The sequence below is a fragment of the Pelagibius sp. genome (assembly GCF_965249265.1).
Taxonomy (GTDB): domain Bacteria; phylum Pseudomonadota; class Alphaproteobacteria; order Kiloniellales; family Kiloniellaceae; genus Pelagibius.
Map to the genome: position 1 here is coordinate 991,039 of NZ_OZ252224.1, position 21,817 is coordinate 1,012,855.

The 21,817-nt window shown below is 56.7% G+C and carries 17 protein-coding genes; all 17 read left to right on the forward strand.

The window, feature by feature from the left end:
- Window positions 1-31: 31 nt before the first annotated feature.
- Entirely contained in the window at window positions 32-1,033 is a 1,002-nt protein-coding gene (locus ACP146_RS04815) for an NAD-dependent epimerase/dehydratase family protein (RefSeq protein ID WP_422365626.1), read from the forward strand.
- A gap of 53 nt (window positions 1,034-1,086) precedes the next feature.
- Window positions 1,087-1,878: a class I SAM-dependent methyltransferase gene (locus ACP146_RS04820; RefSeq protein WP_422365627.1), complete on the forward strand. Its 792-nt coding sequence runs from the start codon at window positions 1,087-1,089 to the stop codon at window positions 1,876-1,878.
- 23 nt (window positions 1,879-1,901) lie between these two features.
- Entirely contained in the window at window positions 1,902-3,782 is a 1,881-nt protein-coding gene (asnB, locus tag ACP146_RS04825) for an asparagine synthase (glutamine-hydrolyzing) (protein ID WP_422365628.1), read from the forward strand.
- A gap of 35 nt (window positions 3,783-3,817) precedes the next feature.
- The gene (locus ACP146_RS04830; protein ID WP_422365629.1) at window positions 3,818-4,696 is read left to right on the forward strand and encodes an NAD-dependent epimerase/dehydratase family protein; all 879 of its coding nucleotides are present in this window, start codon (window positions 3,818-3,820) and stop codon (window positions 4,694-4,696) included.
- Between the two features lie 9 nt (window positions 4,697-4,705).
- Entirely contained in the window at window positions 4,706-5,923 is a 1,218-nt protein-coding gene (locus ACP146_RS04835; protein WP_422365630.1) for a hypothetical protein, read from the forward strand.
- Between the two features lie 129 nt (window positions 5,924-6,052).
- The gene (locus tag ACP146_RS04840) at window positions 6,053-7,528 is read left to right on the forward strand and encodes a glycosyltransferase (protein WP_422365631.1); all 1,476 of its coding nucleotides are present in this window, start codon (window positions 6,053-6,055) and stop codon (window positions 7,526-7,528) included.
- Window positions 7,521-8,225, forward strand: a complete 705-nt coding sequence (locus ACP146_RS04845; protein WP_422365632.1) for a WbqC family protein — start codon at window positions 7,521-7,523, stop codon at window positions 8,223-8,225. The genes ACP146_RS04840 and ACP146_RS04845 overlap by 8 nt, the downstream gene beginning before the upstream one ends.
- A 27-nt stretch (window positions 8,226-8,252) precedes the next feature.
- Window positions 8,253-9,689, forward strand: a complete 1,437-nt coding sequence (locus ACP146_RS04850) for an oligosaccharide flippase family protein (protein ID WP_422365633.1) — start codon at window positions 8,253-8,255, stop codon at window positions 9,687-9,689.
- 198 nt (window positions 9,690-9,887) lie between these two features.
- Entirely contained in the window at window positions 9,888-11,228 is a 1,341-nt protein-coding gene (locus ACP146_RS04855) for a hypothetical protein (RefSeq protein WP_422365634.1), read from the forward strand.
- A gap of 36 nt (window positions 11,229-11,264) precedes the next feature.
- Complete coding sequence (locus tag ACP146_RS04860) at window positions 11,265-12,107, forward strand: class I SAM-dependent methyltransferase (RefSeq protein WP_422365635.1); 843 nt, start codon at window positions 11,265-11,267, stop codon at window positions 12,105-12,107.
- A 125-nt stretch (window positions 12,108-12,232) separates the two neighbouring features.
- Window positions 12,233-14,182 carry an asparagine synthase (glutamine-hydrolyzing) gene (gene asnB / locus ACP146_RS04865; RefSeq protein ID WP_422365636.1) on the forward strand — a complete coding sequence of 650 codons (1,950 nt, stop codon included), beginning with the start codon at window positions 12,233-12,235 and terminating at the stop codon, window positions 14,180-14,182.
- Window positions 14,183-14,554: 372 nt separating this feature from the next.
- Window positions 14,555-15,499 carry an NAD-dependent epimerase/dehydratase family protein gene (locus ACP146_RS04870; RefSeq protein WP_422365637.1) on the forward strand — a complete coding sequence of 315 codons (945 nt, stop codon included), beginning with the start codon at window positions 14,555-14,557 and terminating at the stop codon, window positions 15,497-15,499.
- A gap of 12 nt (window positions 15,500-15,511) precedes the next feature.
- Complete coding sequence (locus ACP146_RS04875; protein WP_422365638.1) at window positions 15,512-16,453, forward strand: NAD-dependent epimerase/dehydratase family protein; 942 nt, start codon at window positions 15,512-15,514, stop codon at window positions 16,451-16,453.
- Window positions 16,454-16,469: 16 nt separating this feature from the next.
- Window positions 16,470-17,522, forward strand: coding sequence for an NAD-dependent epimerase/dehydratase family protein (locus tag ACP146_RS04880; RefSeq protein ID WP_422365639.1), 1,053 nt, complete (start codon window positions 16,470-16,472; stop codon window positions 17,520-17,522).
- A gap of 15 nt (window positions 17,523-17,537) precedes the next feature.
- Window positions 17,538-18,584: a non-hydrolyzing UDP-N-acetylglucosamine 2-epimerase gene (wecB, locus tag ACP146_RS04885; RefSeq protein ID WP_422365640.1), complete on the forward strand. Its 1,047-nt coding sequence runs from the start codon at window positions 17,538-17,540 to the stop codon at window positions 18,582-18,584.
- Window positions 18,581-19,810, forward strand: coding sequence for a glycosyltransferase (locus ACP146_RS04890; RefSeq protein ID WP_422365641.1), 1,230 nt, complete (start codon window positions 18,581-18,583; stop codon window positions 19,808-19,810). The genes wecB and ACP146_RS04890 overlap by 4 nt, the downstream gene beginning before the upstream one ends.
- Window positions 19,811-19,826: 16 nt before the next feature.
- Window positions 19,827-21,743 (forward strand): asparagine synthase (glutamine-hydrolyzing), encoded by a 1,917-nt coding sequence (gene asnB / locus ACP146_RS04895; RefSeq protein WP_422365642.1) that lies wholly within the window; start codon window positions 19,827-19,829, stop codon window positions 21,741-21,743.
- The last annotated feature ends 74 nt before the right edge of the window (window positions 21,744-21,817 follow it).

Here is a 21,817-nt window from a genome sequence, read left to right on the forward strand (position 1 = left end):
GCCCGCACCACCGAAAACAAGGAAACGGACGTTGGATATCAGAGGGAAGAAGTTAGTAGTGATTGGCGGTGCAGGGCTTATCGGTTCGCATACCGTCGATCAGCTGACAAAGGAAGATGTTGGCGAGATCGTCATTTATGACAATTTCACCCGCGGATCACTGGAGAACCTCGAAGCAGCGCTGAAGGACCCTCGGGTGCGCATCTATGAGGCTGGAGGCGATATCTGCCAGACTGATATTCTCAACGCGGCGCTTAGGGGGGCCGCCGGCGTGTTTCATTTCGCCGCCCTTTGGCTATTGCAATGTCATGAGTTTCCCCGCGCCGCTTTCAACGTCAATGTGGGGGGTACCTTCAACGTTATGGAGGCCTGCGCTCAGCAAAATGTGGCACGTCTTATCTATTCTTCCTCCGCCTCGGTCTATGGCGATGCGGTGGAGGAGCCGATGAATGAGGATCATCCATTCAACAACAAGAATTTCTACGGCGCGACCAAGATTGCTGGTGAGGCGATGATCCGCTCCTTCCATCACCGCTATGACCTTGATTACGTGGGCTTGCGCTACATGAATGTGTACGGGCCGCGCCAGGACTATCACGGCGCCTATATCGCCGTGATCATGAAGATGCTGGATGCCATCGATAATGGTGACGCGCCAACAGTTTTCGGTGATGGTAGCGAGGCCTTCGACTTCGTTGCGGTAGAGGATTGTGCGCGAGCCAATGTCTGCGCCATGAAGGCCGACAGCGTTGATCGCTTCTACAATGTCGGAACGGGCAAGCGCACGTCGCTCAAGGAACTTGCTGAGAAGCTTCTTATGCTTACCGGTTCTAACCAACCAATCAACTATCAGGAGCGCAGCCTTGTTACCCTGGTGCGCAATCGAATCGGCTGCCCGAAGCGGGCAAGCGAGGAGATCGGGTTTGCCGCCCGTGTCGGTCTTGATGACGGACTGAGGGCGTTGATTGAATGGCGTGGCCAGCACAAGCAGGAAGTGGCGGTGCGGCGCCAAGCGCAGAGGGCCAGCGCTTGAGTGTACCTCCCCAGCTTGTGTGTGATACGCACCAAGTGAGTGCAGGCGAGCTAATGGCGGCTCCCCATGCCTCCGCACTTATGTTAAGTGAGGTTCTTCCTCTGCTCACCTCTCCCGACAGCGGCAAGCAGCTAGCGCCCGTCGATGGCGGCGCAGCCCTCTCAGATGGCGAGCATCTTTATCCTCAGCGCGGTGAGGCGCAGCTTCTTCTGCCTCATCGTCTCCAGCCGCATTTCACCGATAGGTTAGTGGTGCCGCTGGCTGATTATGCTGATGATAGCTTCATGCAGTACTTCCTGCTGGCTTCGATCAAGCAGTCGGGTGAGATTAACGCGCCGAGTGATGATACTCACTACGAGCGTCATTTGCATCGGCTACGTTCTCTTTTGGCGGGGGCTGAGGGAGCTCTTCTCGATGTTGGCTGTGACGACCCGGAGATCGGTGCTAGCCTGCTACCCCCTACCGTTCATTATGTCGGTCTCGATCCCTTTTGCAGCCGCCAGGCGCCTTTTCGTCTCATTGGGGTTGGCGAATACCTGCCTTTCAGGGACGCCAGTCTGGATGGCGTACTATTCAACACCAGCCTTGACCACATTCTCGACTGGCGCCGTGCTATAGAAGAGGCCCGTCGTGTCCTCACCCACGGCGGACGCCTCTACCTTAGTACCTTGGTGTGGACCGAGCGCGCTGATCTCGTTACCGACGCAGTACATTTCCATCATTTCCGCGAATATGAGATTTTCGGTGCGCTGGAAGGTCTCGCCGTTGAGGATGTGCGCCGCTACGATTACAAGGGTAACAACCATCGCCACGGTCTCTATCTCACGGCTCACAAGCCGGCCTGAAAAGAGGCGGGACAAGTATCGAAATGTGTGGGCTGGCTGGGTATATCAACGTTGGCGGCGCGCCAGTGAAGCAGGGCGTCCTGCAGGCTATGGCGTCCGCGATCGCTCATCGTGGACCCGATGGCGAGGGCATCTGGCGTGAGGGTAATGTCGGGCTCACCCACCGGCGTCTAGCGGTCATCGACCTTTCTGATGCCGCTAGTCAGCCCATGCACAGCGCCGATGACCGTTACGTGTTGGTTTTCAACGGTATGATTTACAATTTCCGTGAGTTGCGGGGTGAACTGCAGGCTCTCGGTTACGTCTTTCACTCGCGCACGGATAGTGAGGTTCTGCTTAACTCCGTGATCCATTGGGGACCACATGCGCTGAGCCGCTTCAACGGCATGTTCGCCTTTGCACTCTGGGATCGACAGACCCGTCAGCTTCTGCTCGCACGCGACCGCTATGGCATCAAACCGCTCTACTATTGCCGGCAAGGCAGACTCCTTGCTTTTGCCTCAGAGCAGAAGGCCATGCTCGCCATTCCCAATCTCGCGCGTCGGCTCGATAAGAAGGCGCTGCTTGAGTATTTCACTTTTCAGAACCTGTTCACCGACAGTACCTTTCTTGAAGGTGTTTCGGTCTTGCCACCCGGTCACTATGCATCGGTCGATGTGAGCAGTTCCGATCCGGAACTGGAACTGGTTCGCTACTGGGATTTCCATTTTCGCGAACCGGTGCGCGAGGCTTCGCGCGCCGAGTACCGGGAAGAGCTTGATCGGCTGTTCCGACAAGCAGTAAACCGACAGCTGGTATCCGATGTTGCCTTGGGCAGCTATCTAAGCGGCGGCATAGATTCAAGTTCCATCACAGCGGTTGCTGCTCATAACAGACCCAATATCGACACCTTTACCTGTGGCTTTGATTTGGCCTCTGCGTCGGGCATGGAAATTGCCTTTGATGAGCGTGAAGCGGCGCGCTGCATTGCAGATTTCCTCCACACGACGCATCATGAGACCGTGCTGAATTCCGGCGATATGGAGCGAGCGCTTCCCACGCTTGCCCATCACCTTGAGGAGCCGCGCGTCGGCCAGAGCTATCCGAACTTCTACGCGGCGCAACTCGCCAGTCGCCATGTCAAGGTAGTGTTATCAGGTGCTGGTGGTGACGAGATGTTTGGGGGATACCCTTGGCGCTACTACCGAGCGGCTGTGAGCGATGACTTCGAGCACTATATCGATCAGTATTACGGTTTTTGGCATCGCCTAATCCCCAATGTCGAGGTCGCCAAGCTTTTCGCGCCAATCTGGCCAGATGTGAATGACGTTTGGACCAGGGATATCTTTAGAGACGTTTTCGATTTCCATGAAAACAAACTCGAGACAGCGGAAGACTACATAAACCACTCGCTTTACTTTGAAGCCAAGACGTTCCTTCACGGCCTTCTGGTGGTGGAAGATAAGATCAGTATGGCTCATGGGCTGGAGTCCCGAGTGCCTTTTCTCGATAACGATCTTGTCGACTTCGCCATGAAATGCCCTGTTTCGCTCAAGCTAAACAATTTGCGGGGCGTGATTCGAACAAACGAGAACGAGATGCTGGGGCGGAAGGGCAAGTATTTCCAGAAATCTGCCGACGGCAAACAGATTTTGCGTGACGTGATGGAACGCTACGTGCCCCGAAGTACGGCAAAGGCAGTCAAGCAAGGGTTCTCCGCGCCCGATGCCAGCTGGTTCAAGGGGGAAAGCATCGACTTTGTGCGCCGCTCGATCCTCTCCGACAACGCCCGCATCCATGAATATCTTGACCGCGCTACCACAACGCGGCTGGTGGAAGAACATACGAAGGGCGCCACCAACCGCCGCCTGTTTATTTGGTCGCTACTTAGTTTTGAAGCTTTTCTTGCGGAGTACCTGCCCTAACCATGCCTATTTTCCCAGCCTCGAGAAGCATTCTGGTGACAGGCGCCGGCGGCTTGCTGGGCGGCGAGGTCTTAGCTGCTTGGCAGGGCGGTTGCGAACTCCATGCGCTGGTGCGCCGGATGCCCGAGAAGCCCCTAGAGGGGGTTTCCTATATCGTGATGGATCTGGCAGCCCCGCTGGAGCCTGGGCGCCTGCCCGAGCGTATCGATGCGGTGATCCACCTGGCCCAGTCATCGCACATGCGGGATTTCCCTGATGCTGCACTTGATATCTGCGCTGTCAACACAACTTCAACGGCACAATTGCTAGATTGGGCGATGAGAGCGGGCGCTGAGCATTTTTTCTTTGCTTCTACTGGTGGACTCTACGCGCCCTCGTCCATCGCTTTGACCGAAGACTCGCCGCTCGATCCGCAGCGCGGATCTCTCGGCTACTACTTCGACACCAAACGTTGCGCGGAGATTCTCGTGCGAGCCTACGAGGAGCAGATGCGCACTGTAGTACTGCGCCCGTTTTTCATTTACGGACCCAGACAGAGAGAATCGATGCTGATGCCCCGGCTGATCGACAGCGTCTGCACGGGTAACGCGCTAACCCTGCGCGGTGGGCAGGGAACTAAGCTCAATCCAATCTTTGTTAATGATGCGGTTAACGCTCTTGCTGCCTGCCTTGCGGACGACGCGCCGAAGTTACTAAATCTCGCCGGACCAGAGGTGCTGAGTATCCGCGACATTGCGCTTCATATCGGAGCGATTGTCGGTCGCGAACCGCTCTTCGATGAGCAGGAAGGCGAGGCCGATTGCTTGATCGCTGATATTTCTCTGTTGAAGCAACGGTTGAGTGCACCGATGACAAGCTGTCGGGACGGTATCGCGACGGTCGTTGGATCAATGGAAAGCAATTTTGTAGATTGAGCTGGAAGGATGAAGCAAAATCCCTTGGAATTCAGCCCAGCTGGCTTAGCGCATTTGCTGACGGCGCTCTCCGGCGCAGGCTATCGGACTGCGACCTTCGGCGAGGTAAGCGCGGGCGAAGTACCACGTGAGAAAACCGTGTTGCTGCGCCATGACGTCGACGTCTGCATGGACTTCGCGCGAGAGATGGCGTGGATTGAAAAGGCACAGGGTGTGCGCGCTACTTATTTCCTCATGCTCCAGTCGCCGCTCTACAATCTCTTTAGCCGACACAGCATGGGCGCGCTGCAGGAGATCTGTGATCTCGGACACGAAATTGCGCTTCACTTTGACGCCGAGTTCGCTGTGCGGGAAGGCAAAGATATCACGCAGCAGCTTCAATTCGAACTCAGAACCTTGGGGTCTTTGGTGAACGCACCGATCCGTGCCTTCTCCTTCCATCAACCAACCGATGACGCGATTGCTCTCTGCCTGGCGCCCGAGGGAGTTATTAACACGTATCACCCGCAGCATATGGCTGGTTTCGAATATCTATCTGATTCAAATCGTGGCTGGCGTAAGGATCCGCTCGAAACGATCAATGGGAAGCATGACGGCCTGCAGATCTTGTTACACCCAATTTGGTGGATGTCGGAAGGGCCCACCACCGAAGACTGCTGGGATCTCGCCATAAAACGCAACTTCGAAAGCGTTCAAGAGCAAATTCTTGAAACCGAGCGTGCCTATGGGCCAGCGCGGGAGCTAGCTGTTCGGCGTGCAGGGAGCGGCAAGGTGACGGAGGTCGGATTATCAGAAACAGAACACGTTACTACTCGGGTGATGGACCCGGAGTCCTTATCGGTCTGGATTGATCGCGCCATCCAGTTGGAACAAGACAGCGGGCTTACGCCTTGGTCTCGGGAAAATTTTCTTTTGGACTTGCCGGACAAGTGGAAACTATCCAAGTGGGTTTACTGCGGGAATTCTGAGGCACCAGTCGGATATGCGGTAATTTCTCGCAAATCGTCATTCAGTGCACATATCCACAGGTTTGTTATTGGAGACACGGGCGTGGGCGTGGGTACGGCAGCTCTAAGGAATGTAATTGAGAGTTTAGAAGGATCAGTGTTTTTTCTCACATTGTTTACAGAAACGAACTCTTTTCGAGTTCAGAATTTTTATGAAAATAATAATTTTAAGAAGGTACTCAGTGTAGGTGACAATTTTCTTTATATATATAGTTTCTAACACGCTCAATGAATCTCAATGCCAATCTCGGGGTAAACTGGTCCTTTAATGAACGGATATATTACTTCGTTTGCCGAAAGACTAAGGCCACGCCACAGGCTGCGCCTGCTTAATTCAAAGCTTGGACTAATGGCTGGTTACGTTGGATCGATAACTGGCTATCTAAGTAACAAATCCGGATCGCGTTTACTGCTTGCTGAGCTTGATCAACAGTTTCCCGAGCTCGGCAAGCAGTCCGGTCTACTGCCTATTGGCGAAGCTGATCGACGCGCGAGATTCTTGCGGAACCGTGTCCGCGCCGCTGCGGGGCTTTCAACAAAGCTCGACGGGAACGAGGCGGTCGATGAGCTCTGGCCGGAAGTGGTCTTTCTGTATCATCACGGATCAAAACTGAGGCCCTATTTCGAGGGCTTGCGTGCGCGTAGGGTGCTTTATGCAGGGCAGTGTTACTACAATCATTGGTATCTTTCGCACGGATTGCGAGACCTGGGTTGGCGTGCTGATGTACTCAACTGGGATTCCAAGCCAGATACGCAGATCTTCTACCATGGCGCAGATGTGCATTTTTCTGAAGAGCGACCCTACGATTTGGCGCGAGACCTGCGCTTCTATCTTGAAGCACTTTACAGCTATGACGTCGTGCACTTTGCCAATGCGCATGGAATCTGTTTTGGTTTTCGCCTTCAAGCTCTATTCGGAGCGAAGTTGGGTAGCCATGCGGAGATCTACCTGTTGCGAAGCTTGGGCAAGAAGGTTTGCTATACCAACAACGGCTGTCTTGACGGTGTAACGCAGACTTCTTTCACTAAGTGGGGTCCAGCATCCGTCTGTGCCATCTGCCGTTGGCGCGACGTGCCCGAGGTTTGCAGTGATCGCCGTAATAGTACTTGGGGGGCATTCCGCAATTCGGTAACAGACTATCAGTGCTTACTTGGCGGAAATCGAGTCGATTTTAACTCTGCACAGACAGTCCACGAGTCACCAGAGGTCTATTGCCTTGACAAGAACTTCTGGGACCCAGACCTCAAAGTGCCGCAACGAATGCGCCTTGCAACGCTCCCGGAGAGAACAATTCGCCTCTACCACAGCGTCGGAAACAAAGAAGCACGTACACGCGACGACGGCACTAGTATCAAGTGCACGCATATTTATTTGCCCTTAGTCGAAAAACTACGAGCTGAAGGTCACCGCCTGGAATTGATTTCTCCGACGAATGTTCCAAACAGGGATGTGCGGTTCCTGCAGATGCAGGCAGATATCTTTCTCGAAATGCTGACCTTCGGCTGGTTTGGTGCAAACGCCCGTGAGGCGATGATGCTGGGCAAACCGGTGATCTGCTTTATAAGGCCGGAGTGGCTGGATTCACTTCGCGCGGAGATCCCCGACTACGCCGATGAACTGCCGATCATCAGCGCAACACCCGATACCGTAGAAGATGTATTGCGCGATCTTGTGAGCGACAAAAAGAAGCGGCTGGAGATCGGTAAAAGGTCGCGTGAATTTGCCATAAAGTGGCACTCGAAGGAGGTTTCCGCTAGTCGTTTTGACATGATTTACCGCGAGCTCCTTTGCGGGAATCCGCTTTTGTTGGAGCAATATGCCTGAACGGATTGTCGCCATCCATCAGCCGAATTTTTTCCCTTGGCTCGGCTATTTCAACAAGATCGTGCGCAGTGATGCCTTCATCTTCTTGGATCATGTGCAGTTTCCCAAGAAAGGCGGTAATTGGTCGAACCGGGTCAAATTGATCGACGGTAGCGGAGCGGGTTGGGTCACGGCGCCGGTTGCGCGCAACTATCATGGATTTCGCTCGTATCGAGAGATGCGGTTTAGAGAAGACTCATCCTGGAGAGAAAAGATACTGCGGACCATCGAGGTAAACTATCAGCGGGCGCCTTTTTTCCTGGACAATTTCGACTTCGTCGCCGGCCTCGTTCTCAGTGGAGAGTGTGGACTTGCCGCCTATAACGAGAACGCGGTGCGCAAGATCTCAGCACGTCTAGGGATTGGAGAGGAAAAGTTCCATCGATCCTCGGAGCTACCCTTTGAAGGGCAATCCAATGAGATGCTCGTTTCGCTGGCTAAATCGGTGGCTGCCGACGTCTATATGTGCGGCGGCGGGGCAGGCGAGTATCAGCAATCGGAAGTATTTGAAGCGGCTGGCGTGACTCTATTGGAACAAGGCTTTCGGCCGACCCGATACACCCAGGTCCACGGCGAATGGGTGCCTGGGCTGTCGGTGATTGACGCTTTGCTAAATGTGGGCACTCTCGGCGTGCGCAGGCTTCTAGGCGTCAGTTGACGGGCAGTGTGGCGTGAACTCAACCGTTTGGCCAAGGGTTCGGTCGTCTACGGCATCGGCGGTGTGTTGCAGCGCTTCCTGAGCTTGCTTCTTCTGCCATTTTTTACTCGAGTGCTCAGCCCGCAGGAATATGGTGTGGTGGCTTTGGTCGGCTTAGTGGCAATGGCGCTTTCCGGACTGTTTAGCCTCGGTACCGGCAGCTCGATGAGCATCCTTTACTTCGAGTGCGATACCCGTAGCGAGCGGCACAAAGTGGTGTGGTCAACCGCCGCGCTGCTGACAGTCAATTGCATCGTGCTGCTGGCGGTACTGGTAGCGGCGGCCCCCTACATCAGCCATGTCGTGTTCGAAACGACGGAGTACGCCAATCTGCTCCGAATCGCTTTTACCTCTACGATGATAGTGGTCGTTCTCGAACCCTTTTACGCATTTCTAAGACTGGAGGGGAAAGCGGCAAGGTTTGTTACCTTGAGTGTCGTGGGAGCTGTGGCGGGTGCCTTGATAAGCATTGTGCTGGTTCTCGTGTTGGGCTGGGGGATACAGGGGTTGCTCCTGGCGTCGCTGTTCGCCCAGATTCTATCCGCTACCCTTGTCGCTGTGACTGTGGCCCCGCACCTCATGTTCGGGATCACCACCAGATTCTTCGTGCCGTTGGTGCGAATAGGATTTCCTTCGATCTTCGGGGTTTTTGCTTTTTTTGTGATCGACTATCTCGATCGACAGATGCTGCAGCGGATGATCGGCCTTGATGCTGTGGGCGTTTACTCGGTGGGCTACAATCTGGGCTTAGTGATGCTTATCGCTGTGTCAGCTTTCGGTATGGCCTGGCCGCCGTTTTTCACCTCCTTCATCAAGCGCCAGGAAGAAGCTAAGCTATTATTCGGCAAGATCCTCAACTACTACCTCATCGTCTTCGGCGGACTGGCAGCCTTGTTTTTTGTCGCAGCAAAGCCGCTGGTGACTATGCTCGCCCCGGACTTTGTGACCGCTGGACAAATCATTGGCTTAGTAGCGGCCGCCTATATGCTCAAAGGAGCTTACCTCATCATCTTGCCCGGGATTTACTTTGCTAAGAAGCTTCACTGGCAGTCCGCTGTGGAGTGGATCGCGGCTATTGCTAACATCGGCCTAAATCTGCTGCTGATTCCAGTCTTCGGCATTGTCGGTGCCGCGGTGGCGACCTTGGTTAGCTACGCTCTGATGACGACTCTGGCCTGGATGGTAGCGCGTCACTATCTTGCGGTCCAATACCATTGGCGGCAGATTGCGACTGCTGTTGGTGGGCTCGGCGTGACTTGCGGTTGGGTTTCCTGGGCTTCGATGCAGTTTTCGTTCTCTGGTCTGGCGATACACTCGCTGCTGGCCTTGTCCGTGCTCTTCTTTGTCTTTGGCTTTTACGTGCTGGACAGAAGTGAGCGCAACGCTCTGACCGCCCAGGTGATCCAATTGGTACAGCGCTCATGAATAAGGAAGGTATCCATTCTGCTCATCGAGCCGAACCACCATTGCATCTTTATCTAAAAACGGAAAAGAGGGAAAATGGAAGAGGAGGCCCGCATAAATGCTGAGGCACTGCATCGAGTTCTTGATATGCTTTAGCTGCAGGAATCATCTTGGGCGTAATGGAGCGATATTAATTTCTCCTTCAAGAGTGTTTATTGCGTGAAGAAGAAAACGATTCTAATGCTCTATGGAGAGCAGTTCCGTTTCATCGGAACGATTGGAGCGCATCTCGAAGCATTTAAAGCCTATAGTCAACATGACGTTTTGCAATTGGACTCGATCGCACTCTCTGCCATCGACCTCGATTTGAATGGTTTTGATTGTATAGTCCTTCATTACTCACTGATTGTTTCGCAGCCTAGGCACATCAAAGAAGATGTGCGACAGGAACTTCGAGAATACAAGGGCCCCAAGCTCCTGTTTATACAAGATGAAATGCGGTGGGTGGATGCGACCAGCGCCGCGATCAGAGATCTCGACATAACCACGGTTTTTACCGTCGTCAACAAGGATGTGATCCGTAAGATCTACCGTGACCCTTGGATGAACAAGGTGCGCTTCGAGCAGACCTTAACCGGCTTCGTGCCGGAAGACCTGACAAAGATTGCGGTACCTACCTATCAGGATCGACGGATCGATGTGTCGTATAGGGCGCGAAGACTGCCGGGCTGGTGTGGAGCATTCGGTCAGGAGAAATGGATCATCGGTGCGCGTTTTGCCGATGAGGCCGTGGACTTTGGTCTCAAATGCGACATCTCGACAACTGAGCGCGATCGAATCTATGGCGAAAAGTGGGTCGAGTTCGTCGCAAATTCCAAAGCGACGCTTGGGACGGAAAGTGGTTCCAGTTTTATCGATTTTTCCGGAAATGTCGCCCCTGCAGTCGATGCTTTTGAGGCGGCCCACCCTAAAGCGTCTTTCGATGAAGTACGTGACGGATTTCTAGAAGGGCGGGACGGTGAGATCGTCATCCACGTGATCTCGCCGCGCTGTTTCGAAGCTGCGGCGTTGCGCACCCTGATGATCATGTATGAAGGGGAATACTCCGGCGCACTTACTGCCAACCGTCATTACGTCGCCTTGAAACGCGATCACTCCAACATGGAGGACGTGGTGGCGGTGCTGCGTGACCCGAAACGCGCTGGTCGCATCATCAATCAGGCTTATGAGGAGGTAGCCTGTTCCGGAGCATGGACCTTTGCAGCTTTTATCCGACACTTCGACAACGTAGTCTCGGAGGAGTGTGCAAAGAACAGTCAGGTGCCCAACGTCGTGCTTGAGCGCGACGAAGCTGTGGCTCTGGAGCTTCGCAGTAAGGAGTTGGCCGCGGTCCGCATCCGCTGGACTCAGATCGCTATGAAACTGCAGACACTTGAAGGTAAGGCTTTGCGCTTGATCGAGGACATGTTGCCAGGCTTTGTCGGCCGGCCCATTTTGCATATTGAGCAACAGATCATGACATGGCTGAAGTCGCAGTTGCGTCGAATTCTCTTGGATTAGAGAAATCCACTTGATGGCGAATATCGAGAAAAGAAGATGAACGGTTCGGCTTCCTCTGAATCAATCCAAAAACAAGTGGATCAGGCCAACAGAGCATTCTGGAACGAGTTGTGCGGAACAGGACTGGCGCAGTCCTTAGGCATTACCGATGACAGTGTGGAGAGTCTCCGTCGCTTTGATGAGTGGTACTTGGATTTCTATCCTTACCTGAAGACCCACATCCCGTTTGAGAGTTTCGCTGGTCAAAAGGTTCTGGAAGTTGGACTTGGCTACGGAACAGTCGCCCAGCGCATTGCGGAACACGGCGCTGCCTATTTCGGACTGGACGTTGCTGCAGGCCCCGTCAGCATGGCTAACCGTCGTTTGGCGGACGTTAACGGAACTGGGGTTGCGATTGGGGGCAGCATCCTTGAGGCACCATTTCCCGACGCCACATTTGACTATGTTGTCGCCATCGGCTCGTTGCACCACACGGGTGCGTTGGATCGAGCTCTGAGCGAAGTATATCGCCTGCTTAAACCAAGTGGCGGAGCGACGGTAATGGTCTACAACGCTATCTCGTATCGACAATTGATACTTAATCCGATCAAGACGCTACGGCGTAAGATGTCGGATCCGGCGCAATACGTCAGTCATAACGAGACTGATGAGCGGATGCGCCGAGCCTATGACGCCAATGCCGCCGGGAGCGGTGCGCCGCAAACGGAGTTTGTGACTCGGGCTGAACTGGCGCACCTGGCGCGTGACTTTTCACGCTGCGAGATCTCGGCAGAAAACATCGGAGGCGAGTCGGTCTTGAGGTATCTGTCAAGGTCGACTGCCTGTCGGCTCTTCGGTCCCCATCTCGGCCTTGATCTATATTGCAGGCTGGTCAAATGATCTGCCCGGCAGAGCAAGGGGCATCGATTGCAGCCGCCTGACAACGGACTGCTGCCGGAGTTGGTGGACGGACAAACGGCGGTCGGGAAATGGATCGGCTATCTGGCTAAAAGGATGCGAATACTTTGTGTGGAATAGCGGGAATTGTTGATCTGGCGGGCGAGGGATTGCCGCGGCTCAAGTCGCGCCTCGCCGTGATGAACCGATTGATCGCCCATCGCGGGCCGGATGGTGCGGGGGTTTGGACAGCGCCCGACGGTAAGGTCGGGTTGGCTCATCGCCGGTTGTCGATTATCGACCTGACCGAGCACGGCGCACAGCCCATGGCTGCCGAGAACGGCACAGTGATTTCCTACAACGGAGAGATCTACAACTACGTCGAGCTGCGGGAACAGCTTGCCTCTGGCTGGTCTTTCCGCAGTCACTCGGATACCGAATGCATCCTTGCCGGCTATGCGCGCTGGGGCCGCGATGTTGTTGATCATCTGCGCGGCATGTTCTCATTCGCGCTGTGGGATGAGGCCAACCAGCGCATGTTCTGCGCCCGCGACCGCTTCGGCATCAAGCCGTTTTACTACACGGTGGTCGACGGCGTGTTCTATTTCGCTTCGGAAGCCAAGGCTCTGCTGCCGTTTCTGCCTGAGATCGATACCGATCCCGGTGCTTTGGCCGAATACCTGACGTTCCAATACACTATTGGCGAACACACCCTGTTCAAGGGCATCAAGCAACTTCTGCCCGGTCATGCGCTGACGCTGGAGAATGGCGAAGTTACGGTCCGGCGCTACTGGGATGTGCACTATCAGATCGACTACGATCACAGCCAGAGCTATTTCGAACGCCGATTGACGGAATTGGTGGAAGACTCCGTGGACGTGCATCTGCGCAGCGATGTGCCGGTCGGTGCCTATGTTTCCGGCGGTATCGATTCCAGCCTGATGGGGCTGCTCGCGGCCCGGCATGACGAAAGCAATCGCAAGGCCTTCAACGGTCGTTTCACCCAGTTTCCAGGCTATGACGAGAGCCAGTATGCCGGCTTGGTTGCCGAGCGCATGGATGGGGACCTCCATGTCGCCGACATCACCCATGAAGATTTCCGCGAGAATGTCGCTGACGTCATTTACCACCTTGATTTTCCTGTCGCGGGGCCTGGTTCATTCCCGCAGTTCATGGTCTCCAAACTGGCGGCCGAGCATGTAAAGGTAGTGCTCGGCGGACAGGGCGGGGACGAGATCTTTGGCGGTTATGCACGCTATCTGTTGGCTTACTTCGAGCAAAGCATCAAGGCGGCGATGGATGGCACCTACAAGAACGGCAACTTCGTCGTGACCATCGAATCCATCGTGCCCAACCTTGGACTGTTGCGCGAGTACAAGCCGCTGATGCGCGAGTTCTGGCGTGAGGGGTTGTTCGGCCCCCTGGACGAGCGCTACTTCCGCCTCGTCAATCGCGCCAATGACATCGATAGCGAGATCGACTGGAGCAGCCTCGATATGAGGGGCGTTTTCGAGCGGTACCAGGCGATCTTCAACAACCAGTCCAATGTGCGCAAGGAAGCCTATCTCGACAGCATGACGCATTTCGATTTCAAGTGCTTGCTGCCGGCACTGCTGCAGGTGGAAGATCGCATGAGCATGGCCCACGGTCTGGAGAGCCGGGTGCCGCTGCTCGATCACGCCTTGGTGGAGTTCGCCGCTACCGTTCCCGCCGATATCAAGTTCTCTGGCGGTCGCATGAAGCATCTTATCAAAACCGCCTTCGCTGATACCATCCCCCACGATGTGCTCAACCGTCGTGACAAGATGGGCTTTCCCGTACCGCTTAAGGAATGGTTTGGCGGCGAACTGCGCGGCATGATCCTGGACATCTTCACCAACCTGCGCGATTGCCACCGGCCTTACATCAATGCGGAGGCTGTACTCGCCAATTTCGACAAGGCGGCGCCATTCTCGCGGAAGACCTGGGGATTGCTCAGCCTGGAGTTATGGCACCAGGCTTTCCACGACAAAGCGGCGCAGTATCGCGCGCTTCTCGCCCCCCAGGCGGAAGAGGAAATAGAGCGGGCCACAGGGTGAATGCTATTGTATGAAGTGCGGCCAGTTGGGCCCGGCGACAACGGGGGGAGCGCTGACAAGCAGCGGCGGGATGATGGCCGTTGATGGTCCTTTTCGCTACTGGCAATAAGAGCCCCCTGGCAATCAAAAGGCCTTTGATGAGCTGCTTGTGGCCGACTGCCGGATCAGGAAACTACCCCTCGGAAGTCGCGGCATCTGGTGCGTCGGTGATCGAGCTGAATACCCGCTCTAAACCAGCTTGCATATTCGTGGCTTGATGCTAAGGGATAGCCTCCGGGGAGGTGCGGCAGTAGCGCAACCTGCGCTAAAGCTGTTTTTCTCGAGTTCCTTCGTGCCCGGCGATCCGGCTTTTGTAATAGGGAGTGCGTTTACGTGAAAGTTCTCATCACCGGCGGGTGCGGCCAGGTCGGTTCGCATGTGGCCGAGCTTCATCTGCAGCGCGGCGACGAGGTGCTTGCCGTCGATAACTTCGACACTGGCCGCCGCATTCACTTGCCGGAGAATCATGATCGCTTGACTTTCGTGGAGGGTTCCATCGCGGACAAGGCCCTGGTCGATAGACTGGTCGGGGACTTCAAGCCCGACGTTCTGATTCACACCGCTGCTTCCTATAAGGATCCGAACGACTGGCACTCAGATATGCTGACGAACGGCGTCGGCGGTGTGAACCTCATCCAGGCGGCGAAGGACAGCAACGTCGGCCGGTTTATCTACTTTCAGACCGCACTGACCTACGGACTGCATCCGCAGCAGAACCCCATTCCTATCGACCATCCAAAGAACCCCGGCAACTCCAGCTACTCTATTTCGAAGACCACGACCGAGGACTATCTGGACCTGTCCGGGCTCGACTATGTTACCTTCCGCCTTGCCAACGTGGTCGGCCCGCGTAACGTCTCGGGACCTTTGCCGATTTTCTTCCAGCGTTTGTCCGAGGCGAAGAAATGCTTCGTCACCACCGCCCGGCGCGACTTTGTCTTCGTCAAGGATTTGGCCCGGACGGTGATCGAGGCGACCGACGGTAAGGGCCATGGCGCCTATCACTTCTCCTCCGGCTCTGACGTGGCCATCAAGGAACTGTATGACGCGGTGGTCGAGGCGATGCAGATCAACGACTATCCCGAGCCGGAAATTCGTGAGCTCGGTCCCGACGATGCGGCGTCGATCCTGCTCGATCCCAGCCGCACTTTTGCCGATTTCGGTGATCTCGAGTTCACACCCCTGAAGGACACTGTAAAGGCCGCGGTCGAATACTATCGCTCCTTTGGCGCCGTCGGCGGATATACGCATCTCAAGCTCGACGAAAAGACGAAGTAAGGACCCCATCCTGTGCGCATCGTGATTTCCGGCGGCGCCGGCTGCCTGGGCTCGAACTTGGTGGAGCGGCTGATACCCGAGGGCCACGAGGTTCTGGTGCTGGACAATTTCGCCACCGGCAAGCGTGAGGTTCTGCCCCCCGTCGCCGGCCTGACGGTTGTTGAGGGCAGCATTGTCGACAAAGCCGTTGTGGATGACTGTTTCGACCGCTTTCGACCGAGCCATGTCATCCACAGCGCAGCCGCCTACAAGGACCCGGCCGACTGGCAGGAAGATGCAGCGACCAACGTCACCGGCACGATCCACATGGTGGAGGCGGCAAGACGACATGAGGTGCGGCGCTTCATCAACTTCCAAACGGCCCTCTGCTATGGTCGGCCATCGCAGGTGCCGATTCTGATCGATCATCCGGCTCGACCCTTCACCAGCTACGGCATTTCCAAGACAGCCGGCGAGCAGTATCTGTTGATGGCCGCTGAGGGCCTTTCGGTGGTTTCCTTGCGGCTGGCCAACGTCACCGGCCCGCGCCTGGCGATCGGTCCGATCCCTACGTTCTACAAGCGGCTGAAGGCCGGACAGAATTGTTTCTGTTCGGACACCGTGCGCGACTTCCTGGACATGGATGATTTCTTTGCCCTGATGGACAAGGTGATGACCGATGACGCACCGACCGGCGTCTTCAATGTCTCCACCGGTGACGGCCATACAATCAAAGACATCTTCGATGTGGTGGTTGACCATCTGGGCGTCACCCTTTCTGAGCCGGTACCGGTCGTGCCGCCGGGGGATGACGACGTGCCGGCGGTTGTGCTGGACCCCTCGGCAACCGAGGCTGCCTTCGACTGGAAGGCCCGTTACGGCTTTGAGGAAACGATCCGTCGCATGCTGGCTTGGTACGACGCTTATGGCGTAACCGACATTTTCAGCCACCTCGCTGCGCCCAAGAAGGATTAAAAGGGGCTCCCTAGAGATGCACGAACTGAGTTTTAACAAGGCGACGATCCTTGTCGTCGGCGGTGCCGGCTTTGTCGGCTCAAACCTTGTCCTAAAGCTGCTGCAGAAGGATTCCGCACGGGTCATCATTGTCGACAATCTACTGTCATCGGACATTGCAAATGTGCCGGATGATCCGCGGGTCGACTTCCGCTACGGCCCGATAACCGACGACCGCATCCTGGGCGCTCTGCCCGAGAACCTCGATTTCGTCTTCCACCTGTCCTGCTATCACGGCAACCAGTCATCGATCGCAGATCCGCTGGCTGATCACGAGAACAACACCTTGACCAGCCTCAAGCTGTTCGAGCGGCTCAAGGAAATCAAGGGCCTGAAGAAGGTGGTCTACGCCGCCGCCGGCTGTGCCGTGGCCGAGAAAACCTACGACACTGCGCGGGCGACCAACGAGGACGCGCCGGTCTCGCTCTATCACGACAGCCCCTATTCGATCTCCAAGCTGATCGGCGAGCTTTATGGCAATTTCTACTGGAAGCACTGCGGCCTGCCGCTGGTCAAAGCACGCTTCCAGAATGTCTACGGACCGCGCGAGGTGCTTGGTGCCGGGCGCTGGCGCGGCACTCCGCACACTGTCTGGCGCAACGTTACCCCGACCTTCATCTGGAGGGCTCTCCGTCAGGAAGCCCTGCCCCTGGACAACGGCGGGAATGCCAGCCGCGACTTCATCTTCGTCGAGGATATGGCGCGTGGCCTGATGTGCGCGGCGGCGCGCGGCGAGCCGGGTGGGGTTTATAACCTAGCCTCAGGAGTGGAGACGACGATCCGGGAGCTGGCCGAAATCATCAATGCGGAGACCGGCAATACCACGCCGGTGGATCTGCGCCCGGCACGCGATTGGGATCGCTCGGGCAGGCGTTTCGGCTCTACCGAAAAATCACGAGACAAGATTGGTTTCACGGCGGAAGTTCCGATACGCGAGGGTATTGCGCGCACCGTGGCCTGGACCCGCGAGAACCGCGATATGATCGAGCGCTGTATCCATCAGCACGACCGCTTCATGGCAGCGCTCTAGGAGACGCCGTCCATAATGGTCAAGCTTGTCACTGTCATTGGCGCCCGCCCGCAGTTCATCAAGGCGGCAAGTGTCAGCCGGGCCGTTGCGCGCCAGGACGGAATTTCCGAGATCATGCTGCATACCGGGCAGCATTTCGACGCCAACATGTCGGATATCTTCTTTGAGGAGCTGGGCATTCCGGCTCCGGACCATCACCTCGGCATCGCCGGCGGCAACCACGGTGAGATGACCGGGCGCATGCTTGGCGGCATCGAGACGATCCTGATCGAAGAGAAGCCCGACTGGGTGCTGGTCTACGGCGATACCAACTCGACTCTGGCCGGAGCATTGGCTGCTGCCAAGCTGCACATCCCGGTTGCCCATGTCGAAGCGGGGCTGCGTTCCTTCAATCGCCGCATGCCGGAGGAGGTCAACCGTGTCCTGACAGACCATGTCAGCGCCCGGCTCTATTGTCCGACCAGCGCGGCGGTGAAGAACCTTGCCGATGAAGGGGTTCACGATGGTGTCGTTCACGTCGGCGATGTCATGTATGACGCCGCACTCAATGCACGCGAGCGGGCGCGAACCGGCTCCGATATTCTGGATCGGCTCGGCCTTGAGCCCGATCGCTATTCCTTGGCCACCATTCACCGCGCAGAAAACACAAATGATGCAAACAGCCTGCGTTCGGCGATCGCCCACCTGGAGAAGGTGACCGCGGAACGCGCGGTCGTATTGCCACTGCACCCCCGCACGGCGCAGGCGGCCACCCGCTTCGACGTTTCACTGAAGGCCCTTAAGGTCATAGAGCCCGTGGGCTATCTCGACATGAGCGCGCTGCTCGATGGCTGCGTCGATGTGCACACCGATTCCGGCGGGGTGCAGAAGGAAGCCTACTTCCACGGCAAACCCTGTGTCACGCTTCGCAGCGAGACCGAGTGGGTGGAAACGGTAGAGGCAGGTTGGAACCGGTTGTGGTCGGAGTCCGACTACAGACAGCCCCGTCAAACCATTGACGAATATGGCAGCGGTAATGCCGCCGATCTCATCGTTTCGAGTCTTCTAATGGCTGATGCGTGAGCGCTGAATCCTCCGCGCTGCGCGCTTTGGTGGTGAGTGCCGAATACACGGACCGTCTCAGCTACTACGACGATTGGAAGACGGCGTTCCAGACATCACCACAATTCGAAACGGTGCTTTTCAACGTTGCCGGCGGCAACGCTGCCCGGCGGCTGTGGTCCGCGTTGAGGGGCATCGATGCGATCATTCTTCTGCACTCGACCAACGGCGACACCACGCGATATCTGGAGCCGGTGGCCCCGGTGCTCGCGGAGCGCTCTTGCCCGCTGCTGGCTTTTGTCGGCAACGAGGTCAACCTGCCGGGTTCGCCGATCAGCGCCAAACGCGCGGTCTTCGCTACCATCCGGCCGGACTTTATCGCGACCCAGCTTTTGCCGGAGAGCGGTGAATACCTGTTTGGCGATCTCACGAGGCGCGGCGTCGTGGCATTGCCCCACGGCCTCAACCCCGAAGTCTTTCGTCCGCAAGTTCCTCACAGCGAACGCATCCGCGATATTGGGGTGCGATCGGTCAGATATCTGGCGCATCTCGGTGATGACGATCGCAACAGGGTCCATGACTTTTTCACCCGTCATGAGTTTGCGCCGGACCTGACCGTTGATATCTCCGCCGAGCGGTTCAACCGCGACGGATGGGCGGCCTTTCTCAATGATTGCCGGGGCACGGTCTCCACTGAGGCCGGCTCCTGGTTCATCGAGCGCGATGATGCCACCATAGAAGCAATCCGCGCCTGGACGGCGGAAAGACGAGCTGGGCAAGGTTTTGTCATCGCCAATGACAGTCCGCTGCGTCTAATCGGACACAAGCTGCCCTTCAGGTTGCGGCAATGGCTGCGCAAGAGGCTGAGCCGTGGACCGATCCGCCACGAGTCGACGGTTACCGAGGCATTGGCATTTGACGAGGTTTATGAGAGGTTTTTCGCCGGTCGGCCTGTTCCGAAGCATCACGGAAAGTGTATTTCTTCTCGCCATTTTGACGCTATCGGGACCGCCACCTGCCAAATTCTTTTGGAAGGGCGCTACAACGACATTCTGACGCCCGGGGTTCATTACATCAGCTTGGCGTCAGATTTTTCGAATGTTGCCGAGGTTATGGAAGTCTTCGAGGATGAGCGCCGGCGTCTTGAGATTACAGAAGCGGCCCTTGCCCATGTAATGGACCGGCATACCTACGCCCATCGCGTCGGGGCTGTTTATGACATCCTGACCGGGAGTGCGCCGGCCTGATGGTAGGGAGGCGTCTATGTGCGCCATAGTCGGATTCCTCGGGCCTGCCGGGGAGGGGCGAGACCTTGAGGGGCTGGCAAGGCGCATGGCCGACTGCCTGGTTCATCGGGGTCCGGATGATGGTGGAGCCTGGGCCGACGGAGAGGCTGGTATCGGCCTTGGACATCGCCGCCTTTCGATCATTGATCTCTCGGCAGCGGGGCGCCAGCCTATGGTCTCCGTCAACGGTCGCTATGTGCTGACCTACAATGGGGAAATCTACAATGCCCCGGAATTGCGCCGGGAGTGCGAGGAGGCTGGCATCGTCTTTCGCGGCGCCTCCGACACCGAAGTTCTTGTCGAAACCATCGCCCGCCTCGGTCTAAGGCCAACGCTCGAACGCCTTATCGGTATGTTTGCGTTCGCTCTTTGGGACCGCGAGCTGCGCGAACTAACCCTGGTGCGTGACCGGCTCGGCATCAAGCCCCTCTATTGGGGAGCTTTCGGCAAGAGTTTTCTTTTCGGCTCCGAGCTTTCAGCCCTAAAGCGTCATCCCGGTTTTGCCGGCGAGGTGGACCGCGATGCGCTTTGTAGCTTCTTACGATTCAGTTACGTACCGGCGCCGCAGAGCATTTATCGTGGCGTCCACAAGCTGCGTCCCGGACACTTGCTTACGGTTCGCCCGGGCGCAGGGCCGCAAATCGAGGCATGGTGGTCGCTTGCCGCAGCGCGGGAGAAGGGTATCTCGGCGCCGTTTGCAGGCAGCGAAGACGAGGCGATCTCGGCGCTCGACGCCCTGCTCGGCGATGCGGTCCAAAAGCGCATGATCGCCGATGTGCCGCTTGGCGCTTTCCTGTCCGGTGGCGTGGACTCATCAACGGTTACTGCGTTGATGCAGGCATCCTCTTCGCGACCGGTGCGAAGCTTTTCCATAGGCTTCGCCGAGGATGCCTATAACGAAGCGGTTCACGCCAAGGCGGTGGCAAGTCATCTCGGTACCAACCACACCGAGCTTTACGTTACGCCGGAAGAGGCCCGCGCCATCATTCCGAAGCTGCCCGCACTCTATGACGAACCTTTTGCTGACGCCTCGCAGATTCCAACCTTTCTCGTTTCGCGCATGACCCGTGAGCATGTCACTGTCGCCCTGTCCGGTGATGGCGGCGACGAGGTTTTCGGCGGCTACAATCGCTATCTTCAGGCTCCCGATATTCTGTCACGGACGTCGCTGGTGTCCGGCGCACTGGCCCGCGGCGGCGGCGCGCTGATTTCCGCAGTGTCTCCGAACCGATTGTCGCAAATTCTGGGGCCTTTGCCGAAGATTGGCGCCACTCCGATGCTCGGTGAGAAGCTGCATAAGATTGCCGGTATTTTGGGCAAGAGCCCGCAACAAGCTTACTGCGCCTTGGTGAGCCATTGGCCGGAGCCCAACACGCTTGTCCTCGGCGGGCATGAACCTGTTGATGCCATCTGGAACGAGGTGGACGGCGACTTGTCCGGCTTCGCGGCGCGTATGCAGTTCGCCGATACCCTCACCTATCTGCCCGACGACATCCTTACCAAGGTCGACCGTGCCTCCATGGCGGTATCGCTTGAGGCACGGGTGCCTCTGCTCGATCACCGGGTGGTCGAGTTTGCTTGGTCGCTGCCGCAAGGTCTGAAGATCCGCGGCCGCGAGGCCAAATGGATATTGCGGCAAGTGCTCGATCGCTATGTGCCGCGCACACTGATCGAGCGGCCGAAAATGGGCTTTGGCGTTCCCATAGATTCCTGGCTGCGCGGTCCTCTGCGAGATTGGGCGGATGACCTGCTCAGCGAGCCTCGCCTCAGGCGGCAAGGCTTTCTCGATCCGACGCCGATCCGTACCCGCTGGAGAGAGCACCTTTCCGGAAAGCGTAACTGGCAGTACTCGTTGTGGAATGTTTTGATGTTCAATGCTTGGCTGGATGCGTAACTGGTCAGCTGGGTTCCGGCTCCCCGCGCGGTGAGACGGCCGCGATCCCAGCTTCTGCCCTGTTTGACCCATCT

Excerpts from the sequence above, each read along its gene's own strand:
- ACP146_RS04880 (WP_422365639.1), top strand. The coding sequence starts at position 16,470 with ATGCACGAACTGAGTTTTAACAAGGCGACGATCCTTGTCGTCGGCGGT.
- ACP146_RS04820 (WP_422365627.1), top strand. The coding sequence starts at position 1,087 with ATGGCGGCTCCCCATGCCTCCGCACTTATGTTAAGTGAGGTTCTTCCT.
- ACP146_RS04860 (WP_422365635.1), top strand. The coding sequence starts at position 11,265 with ATGAACGGTTCGGCTTCCTCTGAATCAATCCAAAAACAAGTGGATCAG.
- ACP146_RS04845 (WP_422365632.1), top strand. The coding sequence starts at position 7,521 with ATGCCTGAACGGATTGTCGCCATCCATCAGCCGAATTTTTTCCCTTGG.
- asnB (WP_422365642.1), top strand. The coding sequence starts at position 19,827 with ATGTGCGCCATAGTCGGATTCCTCGGGCCTGCCGGGGAGGGGCGAGAC.
- ACP146_RS04835 (WP_422365630.1), top strand. The coding sequence starts at position 4,706 with ATGAAGCAAAATCCCTTGGAATTCAGCCCAGCTGGCTTAGCGCATTTG.
- asnB (WP_422365628.1), top strand. The coding sequence starts at position 1,902 with ATGTGTGGGCTGGCTGGGTATATCAACGTTGGCGGCGCGCCAGTGAAG.
- wecB (WP_422365640.1), top strand. The coding sequence starts at position 17,538 with ATGGTCAAGCTTGTCACTGTCATTGGCGCCCGCCCGCAGTTCATCAAG.
- ACP146_RS04840 (WP_422365631.1), top strand. The coding sequence starts at position 6,053 with ATGGCTGGTTACGTTGGATCGATAACTGGCTATCTAAGTAACAAATCC.